The sequence below is a fragment of the Terrisphaera buseokensis genome (genome assembly GCF_047521145.2).
Taxonomy (GTDB): Bacteria; Verrucomicrobiota; Verrucomicrobiia; order Opitutales; family Opitutaceae; genus ER46.
This window is the reverse complement of sequence record NZ_CM134186.1, coordinates 1,244,589-1,262,274: the sequence shown is the minus strand read 5'-3', so window position 1 is coordinate 1,262,274 and position 17,686 is coordinate 1,244,589. Positions and strand designations below refer to the sequence as shown.

The 17,686-nt window shown below is 63.7% G+C and carries 17 protein-coding genes; 8 read left to right on the top strand and 9 right to left on the bottom strand.

Annotated features, from left to right (window positions below):
- Nucleotides 1-11 precede the first annotated feature (11 nt).
- Nucleotides 12-593 carry an LOG family protein gene (locus tag ACLJEU_RS04530; RefSeq protein ID WP_414660755.1) on the bottom strand — a complete coding sequence of 194 codons (582 nt, stop codon included), beginning with the start codon at nt 591-593 and terminating at the stop codon, nt 12-14.
- Nucleotides 594-663: 70 nt separating this feature from the next.
- On the opposite strand from ACLJEU_RS04530, the gene gluQRS reads away from it, so the two are divergent.
- Entirely contained in the window at nt 664-1,548 is an 885-nt protein-coding gene (gluQRS, locus tag ACLJEU_RS04525; protein WP_414660756.1) for a tRNA glutamyl-Q(34) synthetase GluQRS, read from the top strand.
- Between the two features lie 48 nt (nt 1,549-1,596).
- Nucleotides 1,597-2,124 carry a molybdopterin adenylyltransferase gene (gene mog / locus ACLJEU_RS04520; RefSeq protein ID WP_414660757.1) on the top strand — a complete coding sequence of 176 codons (528 nt, stop codon included), beginning with the start codon at nt 1,597-1,599 and terminating at the stop codon, nt 2,122-2,124.
- A gap of 188 nt (nt 2,125-2,312) precedes the next feature.
- Here mog and ACLJEU_RS04515 read toward each other — a convergent pair whose 3' ends face one another.
- Entirely contained in the window at nt 2,313-2,687 is a 375-nt protein-coding gene (locus ACLJEU_RS04515; protein ID WP_414660758.1) for a nucleotide pyrophosphohydrolase, read from the bottom strand.
- A 27-nt stretch (nt 2,688-2,714) separates the two neighbouring features.
- Nucleotides 2,715-2,942 carry a hypothetical protein gene (locus tag ACLJEU_RS04510; protein ID WP_414660759.1) on the bottom strand — a complete coding sequence of 76 codons (228 nt, stop codon included), beginning with the start codon at nt 2,940-2,942 and terminating at the stop codon, nt 2,715-2,717.
- A 76-nt stretch (nt 2,943-3,018) separates the two neighbouring features.
- Between ACLJEU_RS04510 and ACLJEU_RS04505 the strand changes: the two genes are divergently transcribed.
- Nucleotides 3,019-3,411 carry an Hsp20/alpha crystallin family protein gene (locus ACLJEU_RS04505; protein WP_414660760.1) on the top strand — a complete coding sequence of 131 codons (393 nt, stop codon included), beginning with the start codon at nt 3,019-3,021 and terminating at the stop codon, nt 3,409-3,411.
- Nucleotides 3,412-3,576: 165 nt separating this feature from the next.
- Here the strand turns inward: ACLJEU_RS04505 and ACLJEU_RS04500 are convergent, their stop codons facing one another.
- On the bottom strand, nt 3,577-5,184 hold the full coding sequence (locus ACLJEU_RS04500; RefSeq protein WP_414660761.1) for an MFS transporter: 1,608 nt from the start codon (nt 5,182-5,184) through the stop codon (nt 3,577-3,579).
- Between the two features lie 499 nt (nt 5,185-5,683).
- On the opposite strand from ACLJEU_RS04500, the gene ACLJEU_RS04495 reads away from it, so the two are divergent.
- Nucleotides 5,684-5,878, top strand: a complete 195-nt coding sequence (locus tag ACLJEU_RS04495) for a hypothetical protein (protein WP_414660762.1) — start codon at nt 5,684-5,686, stop codon at nt 5,876-5,878.
- A 154-nt stretch (nt 5,879-6,032) separates the two neighbouring features.
- On the top strand, nt 6,033-7,907 hold the full coding sequence (locus tag ACLJEU_RS04490) for an ATP-binding protein (RefSeq protein ID WP_414660763.1): 1,875 nt from the start codon (nt 6,033-6,035) through the stop codon (nt 7,905-7,907).
- Nucleotides 7,908-8,213: 306 nt separating this feature from the next.
- On the opposite strand, the gene ACLJEU_RS04485 is transcribed toward ACLJEU_RS04490, so the two are convergent.
- On the bottom strand, nt 8,214-9,116 hold the full coding sequence (locus tag ACLJEU_RS04485; protein WP_414660764.1) for a 23S rRNA (adenine(2030)-N(6))-methyltransferase RlmJ: 903 nt from the start codon (nt 9,114-9,116) through the stop codon (nt 8,214-8,216).
- Between the two features lie 22 nt (nt 9,117-9,138).
- Nucleotides 9,139-9,636 carry a YhcH/YjgK/YiaL family protein gene (locus ACLJEU_RS04480; RefSeq protein WP_414660765.1) on the bottom strand — a complete coding sequence of 166 codons (498 nt, stop codon included), beginning with the start codon at nt 9,634-9,636 and terminating at the stop codon, nt 9,139-9,141.
- Nucleotides 9,637-9,761: 125 nt separating this feature from the next.
- Here ACLJEU_RS04480 and ACLJEU_RS04475 point away from each other — a divergent pair, with 125 nt between their 5' ends.
- On the top strand, nt 9,762-10,463 hold the full coding sequence (locus ACLJEU_RS04475) for a DUF4412 domain-containing protein (protein WP_414660766.1): 702 nt from the start codon (nt 9,762-9,764) through the stop codon (nt 10,461-10,463).
- Nucleotides 10,464-10,574: 111 nt separating this feature from the next.
- Here the strand turns inward: ACLJEU_RS04475 and ACLJEU_RS04470 are convergent, their stop codons facing one another.
- From ACLJEU_RS04470 to ACLJEU_RS04460, 3 genes are all read right to left on the bottom strand, one after another.
- A complete protein-coding gene (locus ACLJEU_RS04470; protein WP_414660767.1) occupies nt 10,575-11,915 on the bottom strand; it encodes a diadenylate cyclase in 1,341 nt (446 codons plus the stop codon).
- A 149-nt stretch (nt 11,916-12,064) separates the two neighbouring features.
- On the bottom strand, nt 12,065-12,439 hold the full coding sequence (locus ACLJEU_RS04465) for an NADH-quinone oxidoreductase subunit A (RefSeq protein WP_414660768.1): 375 nt from the start codon (nt 12,437-12,439) through the stop codon (nt 12,065-12,067).
- A 189-nt stretch (nt 12,440-12,628) separates the two neighbouring features.
- The gene (locus ACLJEU_RS04460; protein ID WP_414660769.1) at nt 12,629-13,699 is read right to left on the bottom strand and encodes a DUF362 domain-containing protein; all 1,071 of its coding nucleotides are present in this window, start codon (nt 13,697-13,699) and stop codon (nt 12,629-12,631) included.
- Between the two features lie 181 nt (nt 13,700-13,880).
- Here ACLJEU_RS04460 and dnaG point away from each other — a divergent pair, with 181 nt between their 5' ends.
- Both dnaG and rpoD read left to right on the top strand, forming a co-directional pair.
- A complete protein-coding gene (gene dnaG / locus ACLJEU_RS04455) occupies nt 13,881-15,746 on the top strand; it encodes a DNA primase (protein WP_414660770.1) in 1,866 nt (621 codons plus the stop codon).
- 45 nt (nt 15,747-15,791) lie between these two features.
- Complete coding sequence (rpoD, locus tag ACLJEU_RS04450) at nt 15,792-17,681, top strand: RNA polymerase sigma factor RpoD (RefSeq protein WP_414660771.1); 1,890 nt, start codon at nt 15,792-15,794, stop codon at nt 17,679-17,681.
- Nucleotides 17,682-17,686 lie beyond the last annotated feature (5 nt).

The following is a 17,686-nucleotide window of genomic DNA, read 5'->3' as shown; positions in this document are numbered from 1 at the left end:
GGTGCATCGGTTCAACGCGTATCAAACCACTTCGAGTCGGCCTTAGCGCCGGACGCCGCCGCGATCTCGTCGAACACCTTCGCCACGGTCGGCGCCACACGGAAGAGATCCATGTTCGACGGCTTGAAGAATTTTTCGGCGAGCATGCGATCGAACAGCTGCAGCAGCGGATCGTAGAATCCGTCCTGATTGAGAAACACGCACGGCTTCCGCACGACGTCCAGTTGACGCAGCGTGAGGATCTCGACGATTTCCTCGAGGGTGCCCCAGCCGCCGGGCAGAGCGACGAAGGCATCGGCGCGCGTTTCCATGAGCAGCTTGCGTTCGCGCATCGTGATCACCGTCACCAACTCGTCCGCTTCGTCGTAGGCGAGTTCGCGGGCCTTCATGAATTCGGGAATGACGCCCACGACGCGCCCGCCGCTCTGTTTCACGGCGCGCGCGACGGCACCCATCATCCCGGTCTTGCCGCCGCCGTAGACCAGGCCCCAGCCCCGCGTTACCAGTTCGCGCCCGAGCTCGGCGGCCGCGGCGTAGTACTTGGGATCAAGTCGATCGCTGGAGGCGCAGTAGACGCAAAGCAGTTTGGTCATGGAGGAAGAGTTGAGAGTTCAGAGCTGAGCGTTGAGAGTGGAGACATCAAATCCAATCCCGTCGCAGCGTTTGACTCCTTCCCCGCCACTTTCCACGCCCGCGGTTGAGCGGCCCGCGCCTCCCTACCGCGGCCGGCTCGCGCCGTCGCCCACGGGGCTGCTGCACCTGGGACACGCGCGCACGTTCTGGATCGCGTCGACGCGGGCGCGCGCGGCGCGCGGGTCGCTGCTGCTGCGCAATGATGATCTCGACCAGGCGCGGTGTCAGCCGGCGTTTGTGGCGGCAATGCAGGAGGACTTGCTGTGGCTCGGGCTCACGTGGGACCGCGCGATGGTGTCGCAGAGTGATCGCATCGATCGCTATCGGCGGGCGCTCGAGCGCCTGCATGCGGCGGGCCGGATTTTTCCGTGCACGCGATCGCGGCGCGATGTGATCGAGGCGGCCGGTGCACCGCATGAAGGCGGGGCGGACGACGAGCCGCTGTATCCGCGGGAGTTCCGGCCGAATGCCGCCGCGCCGTTGCCGCCGCTGGGCGACCGGATCGAAGTGAACTGGCGCTTCCGCGTACCCGACGACGTGGAGGTGGCGTTCGAGGATGCGCGCGGCGGACCGCAGCGCGCGACGGCCGGCCGCGATTTCGGCGACTTCATCGTGTGGCGGAAGGACGACACGCCCAGTTACCAGCTCGCGACCGTCGTGGACGAAATTGAGTTCGGCATCACCGAAGTCGTGCGCGGCGCTGATCTGATCAAGAGCACGTTCCGACAGCTGCTGCTGTTCAAGGCGCTCGGCCGGCTGGCCCCGCGCTACTTTCACGCCCCGCTGGTGCTGGACGACAAAGGCGAGCGCCTGGCGAAGCGGCACGACGCGCTCGCACTGCGGACATTGCGGGCTCAGGGCCGTACGGCACAGAGCATTCTCAAACAGTTTGAGCAGGAAACCAGGAAGCCATGAGAAGAAGGGTCTTCCTGGTTTCCTGGCTTCCTGCTTAATTGCCTCCGCATGACCGCGAAGATTGGCGTTTTGAATATTTCCGATCGGGCGAGCGCCGGCGTTTATGAGGACACGCCCGGCAAGGCCTGCGTCGCGCTTCTGCGCGAGTGGATCGCGAGCCCGTTCGACGTCGACTACCGCGTGATCCCGGATGAGCAGGCCGTGATCGAAGCAGAACTGCGGCGGATGGCGGACGAAGCCGGATGCTGTCTCGTCGTGACCACCGGCGGCACCGGGCCAGCGCCGCGCGATGTCACGCCCGAGGCCACGGTGGCGGTGTGCGAAAAGATGATGCCGGGCTTCTGCGAACTCATGCGGGCGACGTCGTTGAAGTACGTGCCGACCGCCATCCTGTCGCGGCAGACGGCCGGCCTGCGGGGAAAGACCTTGATCGTGAATCTGCCGGGCCGCCCGAAGGCGATTCGTGAAAATCTCGAGGCCGTGTTTCCGGCGATCCCCTACTGCATCGATCTGATCGGCGGGCCGCGGCTGGAAGTGAACGAGGCGGTGATGAAGGCGTTTCGACCGAAAGCGTGATGCTGAACTGCGGAATGCGGATTGCGAATTGCGGAGCGGGCTTGGTCGTGGCTACGAGCGCCAGCGAGTGGGGCGATTCGGCCACTCGCTGGCGCTCGTAGCCACGTTACGATCGAGCGATCGCATCGCCAAGCGCGGTTCAAATCGGTCTCACCCATCCGCACTCCGCAATCCCCAGTCCGCCATTCTCACAGTTCCGTGTACTTGTCCGAACGGCCGCGGGCTTTTTCCACCGGGTACTTTTTCGCGTTGGCGGCCATCTTGGCTTCGATGGCGGCGGCGACATCGATGCCGGTCATGTTGGCGAACTCGAGCGCGTAGATGACGACATCGGCGAGTTCGTCGGCGATCTTCGCGCGCTTGGCCGGATCGCGGGCGATCGCGCTGGATTGTTCGGGCGAGGCCCAGAGAAAGTGCTCCATGAGTTCGCCGGACTCCGCGGCGAGCGCCATGCTCAGGTTCTTCGGCGAGTGAAACTGCTCCCAGTCCCGCTCCTTGACGAAGGCAAGGACGCGCGTCTTCAGTTCGGCCAGGGTCGTCGCGGAATCGTTCAAGGCGGGCATGCCGTGAGCCTCGGAGGCAGTGCAGCGTCACGCAATCTTGACCAGCACAAAAAAGAACATGCTTGGCATGAAGGCTGCAACGTGAGCTCTTCGTAACCGCAAAGAAAAATGATCCGGTCCTCTCAACATCACGTCCACGCCGCCGTATCCTGCCACCAGCAGGGTCAGCAGCGTTGTGCCGCGATGCGACCGGTGATTTTTTCCGTTTGGAATAAAAAAACCGGCGCGGGCAACCAGAACTAAACCTCCGTTCATACGGAAACGTTTAGCCCTCTGCTAGCCCGGCGGTCACCGAACCACCGAGGAACGTTTCCGTTTTCGTTTTCCTCCCATGCACACCATCGTCCGCACCCTCCCGACCGCACGTCGCTCGAAGGCCTTGTTGAAGCCGTCCCCGGACGCGTTTCGCCAGCCGGCCTACGACTGCCAGGAGCACGCCGACGCCATGAAGCTGGTCGTCTACGTTCCCGGGGTCGACGCTGCGGGCATCGAAGTCGAAGGCAGTGGCGCCGACCTTACGGTCACCGCCAAGAAGGCCCACTTCGTCCGCGTCAATTTCACGTCCCTCCACCTCGAAAGTGCCCAGCGCGACTACCGGCTCCGGCTCAGGCTGGGCACCGGTTTCGACTTCAGCGCAATGGAGGCGGAGATCTCGAACGGCGTGCTCACCGTGACGCTGCCCAAGCGGGACACCGCCATCGCGCTGGGCCGCGCCGCGGCGTAAGCCGGGACACTTTGACTGGCGGCGTCGGAACGCGTGCGACGGCGAGGCACTCAGGTGCCCTGGCCGCCATCGCTCCGCCGCCGCCGGTCTGACTCTCTCAAAATACAAAGGCCGCGTCCTCATGGGACGCGGCCTTTTTGTGGTCAGAAAACGGACGGAGGCGGACTAGTGTTTGACCGCCGCCGCGCTGGTGCCTTCCAAATGCACCGCGCGGTAGCCGCCGATGGATTTGAAGTAGAGCAGAATGGCGAGGTAGATCAGCGCCATGGCCGCCGGGATGAAGGAGTCGGCCTTAAGCGTCTTGCGATCGCCGGCCTGGTCGGCTGCGACGATGTCCTTCTGCGCCGGAGTGGCCTTGCTGGCCTTCAGGGCGTCCTTCGCATCGGAGAGTTTCTTGCCATCGATGGCGTTGACCTCGGAGAAGAAGAGGAACTTCGAGGGGGCGGCGGCCTTCGCCTCGGCATAGGCCGCGGCGTTGGTCTGCTGCAGGGATTCGGCGGCGAAACGGTCCTTGCCGTAGCCGAGGCCGGGGCCGCCGATCAAGCCGGCGGACAACATGCCGATGCCACCCATGACGGAAATGGCCACCGCACCCGTGCGGGGAAAGCGGTCGGAGACCACCGCCAGCATCGTCGGCCAGAAGAACGTCTTGCCGATCGCGTAGATGGTAAGCGCCACAAACGCCATCGCGACCGTCTGCACGCCACTCGTGAGCTGGAGGCCGATGCAGGCGAGAATCGCGCACACGGACAGAAGCGCGACCGGCGAGAGGCCGAGTTTGGTTTCGATGAAGTGTGCGCAGAAACGCAGGCTGAACATGACGGCGGAGGTCCAGATCAGGAGCCATTTACCCTGCTCGGACGTGAAGAGATTGCCCGTGATGTTCGCGATCCAGCCGTCGGTTCCGAGTTCGACCGCACCGACCAAGGCATGCGTGACGAACAGGACGAAGAGCAGCACCGACCCAAGAGAGAAACGGGTCATCAGGCCGACCGCGATGAGCAGCACACCGGCGACGCCATAACCGACCGCGGCCGGGAAGCTCGCGAGACCGAAAAGGGCGGCAAGCGGGCCGGAGACAAACATGCTCAAAAGGTAACACGCGACGGCGGCACCGAGAAGACCCACGTCCTTGAACATCTCGCCGAGGCTGGCGCCCTTTTCGGACGCTTCCGACTTCGGCATCTTCTGGCCCATGAACATCAAACCGTAAACGACCGTCGGCAGCAGATAGAGGGCGAGCTGGATCTTCCAGCTGACCTGCATCTTGTCATCCAACACCCAACCGACGGCGGCCCCGGCCACGATACCCGCCGGCCAGCTGGCGTGCAGGATGTTCAGGTAGTGCGTGCGGTTGTTGGGGAAGAGCGTCGCTACGAGCGGATTCGCGACCGCCTCGAGCGTGCCGTTGGCGAACGCGAAGATGAACATGCCAATCGTCAGCATCTGATAGGCGTTCTGCGGCGTGCTCGCGCCAAACGTCACGACGGCCGAAATCACGTGGAGCGCAAAGGCGGCGACGACAAGTTTGCCGTAGCCGATTTTATCGCACACCAGTCCGCCGAGGATAATGCCAAAACAGAAGCCGGTGAAACCGGCACCACCGATGGCCCCGATCTGCGTGGCGGTGAATCCGAATTCACTCGCCCAGTTGTCGAAAATGCCACCGCGGATGCCAAAGCCCATGCCGGCGGCGAAGATGGCCATGAAGCCCGCCGCCAGCAGCCGTTTGGCGTTGGGGGCAATGGCGGTGTTGTCGTAAACGTTACTCATAGGTAGGGATCAACAGGGTGTGAATCGGAGGGGAAAGGAGTTCCGGGCAGCGACGGGTGCGCTGGGAATGTCAACAAGGGGTAAATCTGGAAGCGCCGTGACGAGGGGTTGAGCGAGCGCTGGGAAGTTGAGAGGCGCGCGCTTTCTGGGCAAGGGCGCAATTTCACATTCAAGCGGTTTGAGTTTCGGGCCGATAAAACTCACGCCCCGCGCCACCCGATGAACCTGCCCTTTCATCTCCTTCGTCTCCAATCCGCGCCGTCACCACGCGCGAGTGAATTCCATCACTCAACCCCGACCCCGGAAACCCCCGCCCACAAACCGCTGTTCCGTGCCCCGGCGCTGCCGACACCGAATCAATTCAGCAGCGAACTGCCTTTCTCTGTCACCTTCCGGCCGCGCCTCCGCGAGCGATTGTAACGCGAATCCCCGCACATTTCGCCGATTCACCCGGCACAATCCGCCGGTCCCCCGGTCTCTCGAATCAAGACTGACCGCCATGATGTTTCCCCTCCCCGAATTTCATCCCAAACCCGTTGCCGAACCGCCCGCCATGGTGCGCATCGCGACGCGGGAAGATGTGTTGTGGAACCGGCCGGTGTTCAAAGCACCGCCGTTGAAACTGCATCCGCAGCCGTTTGATGCGACGATCGGGACCGACGACTTTCCCGGGGCCGGATTCGGCCAGCGCTGACGCGTTCCGCTTGGCAGTTCACCCGAGCGCGCTCCCTGCGCGTGATTCCGACCCCGGCGTGATCCCGTGATCCCGAATCGGATACGGGGTGTTTCCGCCACACCGGACGCTCGCCATCGTCCGCTGCGGTGCTTCAACTGGGACACTTCGTCCGATGTCTGTTTCCGCGCCGTCAGTTTCCGAGTCGGTTTCCCTTCCGGCGAAATCCGTTTCAGGGGTCCGCGTTCCCGCGCTCGATTTGCAGGCGCGCCACGAACTCGTCCGACTCGCCTATCGCGATCTCACCAGTGCCACGCTGGCTTCGGCGGCAGCGGCCGTTGCGTTTGCGATTGCCGCGGGGATCGAGATGCCGGCACCGACGGTGTGGGCGTGGCTGGGCGTCATGCTCGTGCTGGCCGTCGCCCGGCTGTGGCTCGCTTTTTCGTTTCGTCGTGCCCGGCCTAAGCGCGACGATATTCCGCGGTGGAGTGCGCGCTGCAGTGTTTTAACAACGCTCACCGCCGCCGGCTGGGGCGCGTCGGTGTGGCTGTTTCCCACCTTGGAGCACACCAGTCCGCTCGGCCTCGTGCACGTGTTGCTGCTGGCGGGGCTCACGGCCGGCGCGGCCCGGCTGCTCCTGCCGATGCCGAACAGCAGCGTGGCTTACCTGCTGGCGATCCTGATTCCCCTCGCCTGGCGGTTCTTCTCCCGCGGCGATCTGACCGGGCTGACCGTCGGACTCTGCGCCGCAGTCTATGCGGTCTACATGGCGGGCGTCATCACGCGCAACCACGAGGTGCTCGTGAATGCGATGACCACGCAGCTGGAACGGGAGTCACTGGTCGCGGAACTCGCGCGGCAGAACGCCCAGCGCCAGGCGCGCGAGGCGGAGTTGCAGCAGTCGCGCGAGCAGGCCGCGGTGGCTGATCGCGCCAAGGCCGATTTCGTCGCCACCATCAGTCACGAGATTCGCACGCCCATGAACGGCGTGCTCGGCATGCTGCGGATCGTGCGCGACACGCCGTTGTCGGCGGAACAGCGCGACTACCTGAAAACCGCCGCCGATTCCGCCGAGACGCTGCTGGTGTTGCTCAACGACGTGCTCGAGTTCTCGAAGATCGAAGCCGGCCGCCTGGAACTTCAAGCCGCGCCGTTCCAGCCGGCCAGCGTCGTGCGATCCGTGGCCGATCTGCTGCACTCGCGCGCACGCGACAAGGGCCTCGCCCTGAATGTCGAGATCGGTGAGAACATTCCCGGCATCATCACCGGGGACGCCGATCGCCTCCGCCAGATCCTCACCGCCCTGGTCAGCAACGCGGTGAAGTTCACCGAGCAGGGGCACGTCAACCTGACCCTCGCCTCCGCCGAGCGCACGGAGACCAGCGCGGTGCTGCATTTCACCGTCACCGACACCGGCATCGGCATCGATTCCCACTCGCTGGATCGCCTGTTCAAACCGTTCAGCCAGTCGGACACATCGATGAGCCGACGTTACGGCGGCACCGGACTCGGTCTCGCCATTTCCGTCCGGCTCGCGCGGGCGATGGGCGGCCTGCTGCAGGTGCAGAGCACGCTCAACCAGGGCACCACATTCCGGCTCATCCTGCCCTGCCGGATTCCCGACAGCATCGCGTCCGCCCCGCCGTTCGAAGCTTCGCGTTTCGTGGCGCCCACCCTGCGCGGCCGGGTGCTGGTGGTCGAAGACGACTCCATCAACCGTCAGGTGATCGAACTTTTCCTGAAGAAGATGCACGTGACGCCGAAGTTCGCGCACGACGGCGAGGACGCCATCCGCCTGGCGACGGCGGAGACGTTCGATGTCATCCTGATGGACTGCCAGCTACCCGGTATCGACGGTCTGGAGACAACCCGGCGGCTGCGGAAAAAAATGTCCGGCGCACGCCCCGTGCGCATCATCGCGCTGACCGCGAATGCGGGACGCAGCGTGCGGGACAGATGTCTCGAGGCAGGCATGGACGACTTCCTGACCAAGCCGGTGCGCCTGGAACTGCTCGTCGACGCCCTGCAGCGCAACCTGCCTCAGGCCTGAGCAAACTCATTCAGGCGAGAGCTGAGCCGGAACCATGCAGTTGAAAGGTGAAGGTTGAAGGTTGAAAGCCCCCAATCACCAGCAGCAGCCAATGGTCCTAGAGTGCGGGCAGGTTTCCACCAAGTGGTGCGTGACTGAATTCGAACCCAATCGACGGTGGTTGGGTCTGCTTCCGGTTCTTTCAACTTTCACCTTTCAACCTTCAACGGCATGAGTTCGGCTGAGCGATGAGAGTTGAGCGCAAAACCAAACGGTGAATCACGAGCCGCTGGTTGATTATCGCCCGCAGCTTCCAGATTTGGATGCTCAACCGCCTGATTGCGCCTGAGCCCGCGGCCGTTCGCGCACTATCCATTCGATGCGGGCGCCGCCGCCGGGCGACTGCGCCAGCACGCGCGCCAGAAACTCCAGCGCCGCGCGCACCTCGGTGTCGAATTGCCACGGGGGATTCAGCACGAGCAGTCCGCAGCCTTTCATCTTCAAATCGGACGCCGGCCCGGCGATGGCCAGTTCGATCGCGAGCGCCGGCCGATCACACATCGTGCGGACGGCATCGAGAAACGCGTCGACTCGCGCGCGGAGCGTCAGCGGATACCACACCGCGTACACCCCTTCGGGAAACCGCCGCAGTCCCGCGCTCAATCCGTCCGCGATCTGCGCAAATTCATCCTGCGCCTCGAACGGCGGATCAATCAGCACCAGCGCCCGGCGTTCCGGCGGCGGCAGCATCGCCCGGATGGCAGTGTAGCCGTCGCTCTCCTGCACGGAGGTTCGCGGACCGGAACCAAATTCAGTGCGCAGCCCCGCGCACTCCGCCGGCTGTCGCTCGACCAACGCGAGTCGGTCCACCGGCCGCGCGAGTTGACGCGCGAACCACGGCGACCCGGGATAGAAGCGGGGTTCGGGCGTCGCGTTGCCCTCGAAGCGATCATGCTCGCGCACGAGCTGAACGTAATCCGCCACCAGCGCCGGCAGGTCTCCCGGCGGCAGCTGCCACAATCGGCCGATGCCAGCGGGCCACTCGGGTTCGCGGGCGTGGGTGTCTCCCCTTGCCGCCACCTCGAGATCGTAGCGCCCCCGGCCGGCGTGGGTGTCGAGATAGAGAAACCCCTTCTCCTTTTTCTGCAACGCGCGCAGCAAGCGGCAAAGAAGCGCGTGTTTCACCACGTCGGCGAAATTCCCCGCGTGGTAATGGTGGCGGTAGTTCATATGCAGCCGGCAGGGCGCCGGTTCACTCCACCGGAATCTTGACCACGGCTTTGCGCACGAGCCCCGGCCCCGCGGGAAGCTGGAGCGACGGCATGTGCACATCGACCGGAAAGAACACCGTCGCGTGACCCGCGCTTACCCGCACGATCGAGGCCCCGGCAACGTCATGATACACGATGAGATCGCGCTCGGCCGCATACGGCTGCTTTTCGGCGCTGCGGGAACGATCGATGACTTCCATGACTTCCTCGCCGGCAACGACCAGCTGCAGGTCGATGTACTTTCGATGCGACTCGAAGAAGACCGCAGCCCGCGGCTTCGTTTGATACACCTGCTCCATCACGAACACGCCGCCGCCCAGTTCATGGCGTTCGACCGCGCCCGCCGCCATCCCGTGCAGCCGCACATTCGCGGCGGAACCGGGGCGCAGCAGGTCGTCAACGTAGGCCAGAGCCGTGGCGAAACCGCGCGTCGCGGGTGCCTGGTCACGAACCGTGGCGATGGAGCCGAAGATAGCCATGGCGTGAATCCACCGCCTCGCCCTCGCCCTGGCAAGCGATGAAACCACGGTGGGCCGGAAGACGTATCCGTCGCGCGCTTGCGCTGCTTGAACGACCCTGTTTTTCTCCGGCCTCACTTACTCACATGAAACCATTCCTCCGTCTCCTCATTGCCGGCGTGTTGCTGGTTCCCGCGGTGCTCACCGCCGCTTCCTTCGAGGGCAAGATCACCTTCAAAATCTCCGAAGGCAAAGGCAAGCCGAGCGAGATGAGCTATAGCATGAAGGGCGACAAGATGCGCATGGAGATGCAGGGCGGCAAGAAAGGCGGCGGCGCGATGATCGTCGACGGCGGGAAGAAGGAAATGATGATGCTCATGGACGAGGAGAAGATGTACATGACCATGGCCGTGCCGGACGCGGCCGTCGAAGCGGCAAAGAAGCAGACCGACGACTCGACCCTCGAGAAGACCAGCGAGACGGAAAAGATTCTCGGCTACACCGCCACCAAGTACATCTCGACCGACACGAAGGCGAAGACCAAGACCGAGATCTGGCTCGCCGAGGGACTCGGCGCCTACATGGGCATGAGCCAGAGCAACAGCCCGATGGGCGGCGGACGCCGCGGCGCCCAATCCCCGTCGTGGGAACGCCTGCTCGCCGGCAAGGATCTCTTTCCGCTGCGCGTTGTCGGCAAGGACAAGTCCGACAAGGAAACCACCCGCATGGAAGTCACGGCGATCGAGAAACAGAAACTGGACGACAAGCTCTTCGTTCCCCCCGCGGACTACCAGAAGTTCGACATGGGCGGCATGATGAAGGGAATGATTCCCGGCTTCGGCAAGTAAGTCGGCCCGCTCCCTCATTCTTCACCGACGGTGCGCGTTTCGCGCACCGTCTTTTTTTTGGCATTGGCAGACGCCCGCGGCCGGCCCACCGCAGGTGCCGCACGTCCGCCGCTAGCGGCGCTTCTCCGTCAGCGGCAGCATGACGCCCCGGCGAAAGAGCGTGACCTGACCTGTGCTCGAAGACACGACGATCGAAATGCAGTTCGTCGCCACGCTGATCGCCGCCGCGGCGGCGTGCCGGCTGCCAAGGCCGCTGGGCAGCTCGTGCGTGCTGTCGGTCGCCTGAATCAGGCTGCCGGCCGACTCCACCACGCCGTCGCCCCGGATGATGAATGCGCCGTCGATCGAGGAAAACTCCTTCACGGTTTCATCCATGAAGGGATTGAGGATGTTCCGATCCTCCTCCTTGTAGCCATAAAATGGATTCAACACGAGCGGCTTCGACAACGCGCCGACCTTCTCGTCCGCGCCGACCACAAAGAGACAGCCGACCGGCCGGCCCTCGCGGCCCTCGACCGCCAGCTCCGTGGCCACGGCAATGATCCGCTCCAGCACCTCGGGTTTCACGTCGGCCGGCAGCAGGTCCGCAGTCGAACCGGTCAGCAACGTCTGGAACTCCCGCTCGACGTCGACCACCACGAGGGTGTCGAACTGGTTGCTGCCCGTGATGCCGCCCACGCAGCAGATGCGATCCGTGAATTTAATGACTCCCCGGGTGAGTGCGACCAGCATGGCACTCCGCAATTGGGCGAGCCGCTGGTTGGAGAAGGAGCGCACCTGCAGCGTCACACTGAACTCGCCTTCATCGCCCGTCTCGATGGCGGTGCGGGTGACAAGGATCGTCTTGAGCTTCGAACGCAGCACGCCCGGCTGGATGCCGCCGATGAACGTGTCGCCAAACACCATGACCGCGCTGCAATCGGCGCCCTGCGCCACGCGCTCGGCCTCGCGAAACATCAGCCGGTTGACGCGGTTTTGCTGGGCCTCGACGGCGCGCAACCCGCCGAAACCACCGACCATCCGCTCGTAGAGCGCGTCAAGGTCCGGGGCGTTGACGAGATTATCAACCAGCTCCTTGTCCTTCACCTGCCGCGCGAGCGAGGCCAGCACCTGCAGGTAGTCGCGCGCGTTCTCGCCCGCGATCAGCATGACGATCAAGTGCACGCGCTCGTCGGCCAGCGCGCCATCGTGACGGATGCCCACGCGGCTGCGGCCAATGGCGAGAATGTAGCGGCGCGACATTTTCACCCGCACGTGGGGCAGCGCCACGCCAAAACCCAGGTAAGTCGTCATCGTGCTCTCGCGGGCCAGCAGGCCCTTGAGCAGCGCCTCGGGTTTGAGGTCGGGAAACTTCTCGACGCAGACGGCGAGCAATTCCTGCAACGCACCCTCGAGATCGAGGCTGGTCAGATCAACGATGCGACCCCGGGCGATGATCTTGTCGAGCCGCATGGTGATTCAGAGTCGGGAAGGCGGGGAGACGAGAAGGTGAGAAGACCTGAGCAGACGCATCGAGGCGATCGACCGACTCTGACCTGAACCGCCCGAAGATTGTATCCCGCTCCTCGACTTTTCGACCGCTCGACTCCTCGACTGGGGCTTCACTTTTCCCACTGCAGCGCGCCCTTTTTGACTTCGTAAACGAGTCCGAGAATCAGCACGCCGATGAAAAAGAGGATGGGGCCGAGAATCGCGATGTGATTGGCCAGAAACTCCCGATAAATGAAAGTCCACGGAATCAGGATCACGACCTCGAGGTCGAACAGCATGAAGAGCAGCGCCGTGAGGTAAAACTTCACCGAGAACCGCGTGTGCACGAGCCCCTCGGCCGGCACGCCGCACTCGTAGGCGGAATCCTTGATTTTCGACTGCTTCGAGCGTTGCCCGAACAGATGGCTCGCGGCAATCACGCCACCCGTGATCACGGCGGCCAGAATGGCCTGAATCAGAAAGGGAAGATACGCCGAAGGTGTCATGTCGTTATCGCAAGTAACACTTGGGCCCACCGCTCCGCAGGTCGCAAGCGGGAAGTTGCCATAGGAGTTGAGGGTTCAGGGTTGAGAGTTGAGAGCAGAGCCCGGCACGACGCCGATAAGGTGTCCTGTATGAACCCCAGGTCATGTCGGCCACCCAACGCTCAGCCTCAAACCCTCCACCCAGCCTCCTCACTCCACCGGGATCATTTTGACCTGTTTGATTTTGGTCGAACCGACGCCGAGGGTCTCGGCAAACTCCAGCGTGCGGATTTCCTCATCGACGGGCTCGAAGCCCTCTTTCTTGCGGTGCGAATTGATCCGATCGCGCGCCAACGCATCCATCATCACGGGATCGTTGCTCAGCCACAGCAACGGCTCGGACACGGTGTAGAGCGAATTGAAGAAAGGGCCGCCGATGAACTGGTAGTGCTCGAGGCTGGCGATGGTGAACATCCAGGTCTGGCGCAGTTCGGGAATCGCACTCATTTCGGCGACGGCCGCGGGCGCGTTGGCGGGCGACCGGAAGAAGCGCGCCGTGTTGGACGCGTTCCAGAGCGTCGCATTTACGAGAGCGCCGTTGATGCCGAGCGTCGGATGATCGCTGTAGACGGGAATGTTGATCCAGAAGTCGGCATCGAGAAACAGCGGCGTCGCGAGGAAGCTCTTGCGGTCCTCGTCCTTGGTCGTCGTGGCCGTCACGCCCTTCGTCTGCTCCTGCGCGAAAATCGGATCGAACCGCTGCGGGAGCGGCGAGTCGTAGAACCACAGTGGATCGTAGTAACGGCCCGACTCGAGCACGTAGACCGGGTTGCCGAAAAAGGGCGTCTGGCCCGAAACCAGCGACGGCAGGTAGCCGGTCATGCGGAGCCGCAGGGCGTTGAGGCCGACGAGAAAAATATTCGAATGCTCGAAGCCACGGCGCTTGAGCGCCGAGATCACGGCCTTCACCAGCGGAACCGGCGTGGCCATGCCGGGACCGGAGTCCGCGTAAATCTTCAGGCCGGCCTTCTTCTTCGGCCCCGGGACAAGCTTCTTGCCCGTGGTCTGCTCGAAGATGGTGATCATTTTTTCGACCTGGCGATCGTAGGTCGCCTCGTCGAAGCCGGTCAGACGCGACTGCCACACCGGCTCCGTGGGCTGGCCCACCTTGGGCGTCGCGGGGGCGGGCCCGGCAGTGGACGGCGTGGCAGCGGGAGCCGCGGCACCGGCCAGCGCGGGAAGAATCGCGAGGCCAAGGAGCGAAAGTGTAAGCAAGCGCATGGGTGATGTGTCGTCTGGCAAGGCGCGAAGTTTCCTCCAGCCCGGAGAAACTTGGTTACCGGGGTTTCGCCAAGGGCGCGAAACTTGACAGTGGGGTGCACCGGTTGAAAGTGCATTCTTTGCCGACCGCGCCGCGCTGATCCACGCCGGGGCCGATCTCCGGCTCTTTTTTCGCCGCCACATGCCCGTCATCAAACCCACCTGTGTGCGCGACCTGAAACTGCGCGTGAACATCGCCGACGTGGTGTCGCGGGTCGTCACGCTGCGCAAGGCGGGTGGGACGCGACTCAAGGGGCTGTGTCCGTTTCACAACGAGAAAACCCCGTCATTCCACGTCGATGCCGACAAGGGTTTCTACAAGTGCTTTGGCTGCGGCAAAGCCGGCGATGCCATCACCTTCGTGCGGGAAACGGAGCAGTTGAGCTTCACGGAAGCAGTCGAGGCGCTCGGCAAACGCTTCGGCGTCGTAATCGAATACGAAGAAGGCTCCGGCGGACCGACGACCGCGGAGCGATCCTTGCGTCAGGAGATCTTCGACCTGCACGACGCGGCCGCCGAACACTTCCACCAGGCCTTCCGCGCCAAGGACGCGACCGGCGACTACATGCGCGAGCTGTGGACGGGGAAACGGCGATTTCCGCTCGAGCTGGCCGACGAATTCAAGATTGGAGCCGCCGATGAAACCGGCAGCGGCCTCGGCGCGCTTTTGCTGCGCCGAAAATTCTCCGAGGACGCGCTGCGTCGCTGCGGGCTCTTCTTCATTTACGAAGACGCGCAGGTCACGCTTGGCACGCTGCGCCCGCGGTTTCGCGGCCGGCTGATGATTCCGATCCGCGATCACCAGGGACGCGTCGTGGCCTTCACCGCGCGCCAGACGGACCGCACGCCGGACGACGATCCCGCGCGCGAGGCGAAGTACGTCAATTCGCCGGAGACGCCGATTTTCACGAAGGGCAATCTGCTCTTCAACCTCGACCGCGCCCGCACCGCGGTCGGCGACGGGAAACCCTTCGTGTTGGTCGAGGGCCAGCTCGATGCGCTGCGTTGCTGGAGTGTCGGACTGAAGACCGCGATCGCGCCTCAAGGCACCTCCATCACCGAGGGTCAGCTGGTGCTGCTGCGACGTTACCACACGCAGGTGGAATGCTTTTTCGACAGCGACAGCGCGGGCCAGAAAGCGGCGCTGCGGTTCCTGCCGATGGCGGTCAAGGCGGGCATCGAAGTTCGCTTCCTCACCCTCGCGGGCGCCGAGAAACTCGACCCCGACCTGCTCTTCCTCGAGCGCGGCATCGCCGCCTACGCCGAGGTGCAGTCGCATGCGCAGAGCGCGATCGCATTTGCGGCCCGGGCCGTCCTGCCCAACCCGCAGAAGGCCAGTCCCGAGGAACGCAGTCGCGCCGCGCAATCGCTCGCCGAAATCATCGGCGCGAGCTCCAGCGAGGCCACGCGCGCCAACCTGATTCGCGAAGCCGCGGCCAACCTCGCGCTCCTGCCGCGCGTGATGCAGCAGGAATTCGACGCCTTCGACACCCGGCAGCGCCGGCAGGCGGCGGCGCGACCCGAGCCGACGCCGTCCGGGTCCGACCCCGTTCGCGCGACGCTCTCGGTCACGCCCGAGCACGAGTTGCTCATGCTCTGTCTCCATTTCGAGACGCTCGGCAAGCCGTTGAGCCACGCGCTGCAGCACGATTGGATCGATCAGGGCCACCGGGCCGGGGCGCTGCTCAACCGCTTCCTCGCCGAATTCGAGCAGGATGCCTGGCCCGGCCGCGATCACCTTGATGCGCTGTTGGAAACGGCGGAGGAGCGTGCACTTGTCGCCACCCTGCTCTTTGAGTCACCGGTCATCGACGATCCGGTAAAAGTGGCGCAAGAAGGGCTTGGGCGACTCCGCGCCCGGTCGCTCGAACCGCGTTTGCGGCAAATAGAACTTGCTTTGGCCAACCCCCATGCGGACAGTGATTCTGACCCAATTTCTCTGTTGAAAGAACGCGATAAATTGCAACGCCAGCTCCGCACGCCGCTCGTTTTGGCGGCGGCGATTTGATCATTTTTGCGTTCACCGTTCGTTCGGTCGCCTCTCTCCTTCCACATGTCGCGCAAGTCCAAGTCCGCATCCGCCGATTCAGCCCAGTCCGAAGCCGTCGAGGCTGCTCTCGCCAAAGCCACGCCGCATGCTGCGGAGGGCGCCGTTCCAGGAGCTGAGAACATCCCCGCCGGCGGCATCAACGACAAGATTCGCCACCTGATTCGCCTGTCGAAGGAACAGGGCTATCTCACGTTCGACGACATCAACGAAGCGCTGCCGGAGTCGGTCGAAAATCAGGAGGAAATCGATAACGTCCTTTCGATTCTGCAGAATCTCGAAATCGAAATTCTCGAGCCGGATCAGGTCGAGGATTACAAGCAGCGGCAGGAAGAGGCGGAAGAAGAGGAATCGCGGACGTCGCAGAATGACATTCTCGACGATCCGGTGCGGATGTACCTCAAGCAGATGGGCCAGGTCCCGCTGCTGACCCGCGAGCAGGAAGTGGAAATTTCCAAGCGCATCGAGACGGCCGAACTCAAGGCGCAGGAAGCCTTGTTCCAGGCGGCCGCGATCGGCGCCTACATCGGCGGCCTCGGCGCCAAGCTGCTCAACCGCGAGGAACGCTTCGATCGCGTCGTCATCGACAAGAAGATCGAATCGCGCGAAGCCTATTTCAAGGGACTGCAAAAGCTCGTCGAAAACACCCAGAGCTCCGAGATCGGCGTGGCCGAGGCGTGGGACGAATTTCAAAAAGCCCGGGGCGACGCCGAGCGGAAAAAGGTCCTGGCGAAGTTTCGGAAGCGCGAGAACGTCCTCCGCTCCTACTTCGGAAAATTCTTCTTCAAGCTGAAAGTGTACGAGGAATACCTCGAGCAGCTGAAGCCGATCCTCGAGGAAATCGACTCGCTGCACCAGCAGCTCGATCGCGCGAAGCATCCGAAGACGAAGAAGGACGCGGCGATCGACACGAAGACCATTCAGGTTCGCCTGAAGCAGATCGAGGCGCAGCAGCGCATCGGCTGCCCCGAGCTGCAGGCCGTCGTCAACCAGACGATGGTGCACGTGCGCGAAGCGCACAAAGCCAAGACCGAGATGGTCGAGGCCAATCTCCGCCTCGTGATTTCGATCGCGAAGAAGTACACGAACCGCGGCCTCTCGTTCCTCGACCTGATCCAGGAGGGCAACATGGGCCTGATGAAGGCGGTCGAAAAATTCGAGTACCGTCGCGGGTATAAGTTTTCCACGTACGCCACGTGGTGGATCCGCCAGGCCATCACCCGCTCGATCGCCGACCAGGCCCGCACCATCCGCATACCGGTGCACATGATCGAGACCTTGAACAAGGTCATGCAGGTGCAGAAGCAGCTCCTCCAGGAATACGGTCACGAACCGACACCGGAGGAGGTCGCGGACGAGATGAACCTGCCCGTCGAGCGCGTGCAGCAGATCATGAAGATGGCGCAGCAGCCCATCTCGCTGCAGTCGCCGGTGGGCGATGGCGACGACACCAGTTTCGGCGATTTCATCGAGGACAAGTCGGCGGAGAATCCGTACGACATGACGGCCTACTCGCTCCTGCGCGAAAAGATCATCGACGTGCTCGACACGTTGACCGAGCGCGAGCGTCGCGTGTTGTCCCTGCGTTTCGGCCTGGTCGACGGCTACAGCCGCACGCTCGAGGAAGTCGGCAAGCAGTTCAAAGTCACGCGCGAGCGCATCCGCCAAATCGAGGCGAAGGCCCTGCGGAAAATGCGTCACCCGACGCGTATCCGCCAGCTCCACGGCTTCTTCGACGCCGAGCAAATCGACAACGCGCAGAACCTGCTCAAGGTCGCCGCAACCGCCCGGCCTCCGGGCGCGCCCGTCCCCCCGCCTCCGAGCGGCGGCACGGGTGGTCCGCTCGGCGCCGGCAGCCTGCCGGGTGGTCTGGGTTTCCCGCTGCCGAAGCTTTGAGGGCC

Coding starts and splice junctions, on each gene's coding strand:
- ACLJEU_RS04495 (WP_414660762.1), top strand. CDS start 5,684: ATGATGTTTCCCCTCCCCGAATTTCATCCCAAACCCGTTGCCGAACCG.
- mog (WP_414660757.1), top strand. CDS start 1,597: ATGACCGCGAAGATTGGCGTTTTGAATATTTCCGATCGGGCGAGCGCC.
- ACLJEU_RS04460 (WP_414660769.1), bottom strand. CDS start 13,699: ATGCGCTTGCTTACACTTTCGCTCCTTGGCCTCGCGATTCTTCCCGCG.
- ACLJEU_RS04475 (WP_414660766.1), top strand. CDS start 9,762: ATGAAACCATTCCTCCGTCTCCTCATTGCCGGCGTGTTGCTGGTTCCC.
- dnaG (WP_414660770.1), top strand. CDS start 13,881: ATGCCCGTCATCAAACCCACCTGTGTGCGCGACCTGAAACTGCGCGTG.
- ACLJEU_RS04480 (WP_414660765.1), bottom strand. CDS start 9,636: ATGGCTATCTTCGGCTCCATCGCCACGGTTCGTGACCAGGCACCCGCG.
- rpoD (WP_414660771.1), top strand. CDS start 15,792: ATGTCGCGCAAGTCCAAGTCCGCATCCGCCGATTCAGCCCAGTCCGAA.
- ACLJEU_RS04500 (WP_414660761.1), bottom strand. CDS start 5,184: ATGAGTAACGTTTACGACAACACCGCCATTGCCCCCAACGCCAAACGG.
- ACLJEU_RS04470 (WP_414660767.1), bottom strand. CDS start 11,915: ATGCGGCTCGACAAGATCATCGCCCGGGGTCGCATCGTTGATCTGACC.
- ACLJEU_RS04465 (WP_414660768.1), bottom strand. CDS start 12,439: ATGACACCTTCGGCGTATCTTCCCTTTCTGATTCAGGCCATTCTGGCC.
- ACLJEU_RS04530 (WP_414660755.1), bottom strand. CDS start 593: ATGACCAAACTGCTTTGCGTCTACTGCGCCTCCAGCGATCGACTTGAT.
- ACLJEU_RS04485 (WP_414660764.1), bottom strand. CDS start 9,116: ATGAACTACCGCCACCATTACCACGCGGGGAATTTCGCCGACGTGGTG.
- ACLJEU_RS04490 (WP_414660763.1), top strand. CDS start 6,033: ATGTCTGTTTCCGCGCCGTCAGTTTCCGAGTCGGTTTCCCTTCCGGCG.
- ACLJEU_RS04515 (WP_414660758.1), bottom strand. CDS start 2,687: ATGCCCGCCTTGAACGATTCCGCGACGACCCTGGCCGAACTGAAGACG.
- ACLJEU_RS04505 (WP_414660760.1), top strand. CDS start 3,019: ATGCACACCATCGTCCGCACCCTCCCGACCGCACGTCGCTCGAAGGCC.
- ACLJEU_RS04510 (WP_414660759.1), bottom strand. CDS start 2,942: ATGAACGGAGGTTTAGTTCTGGTTGCCCGCGCCGGTTTTTTTATTCCA.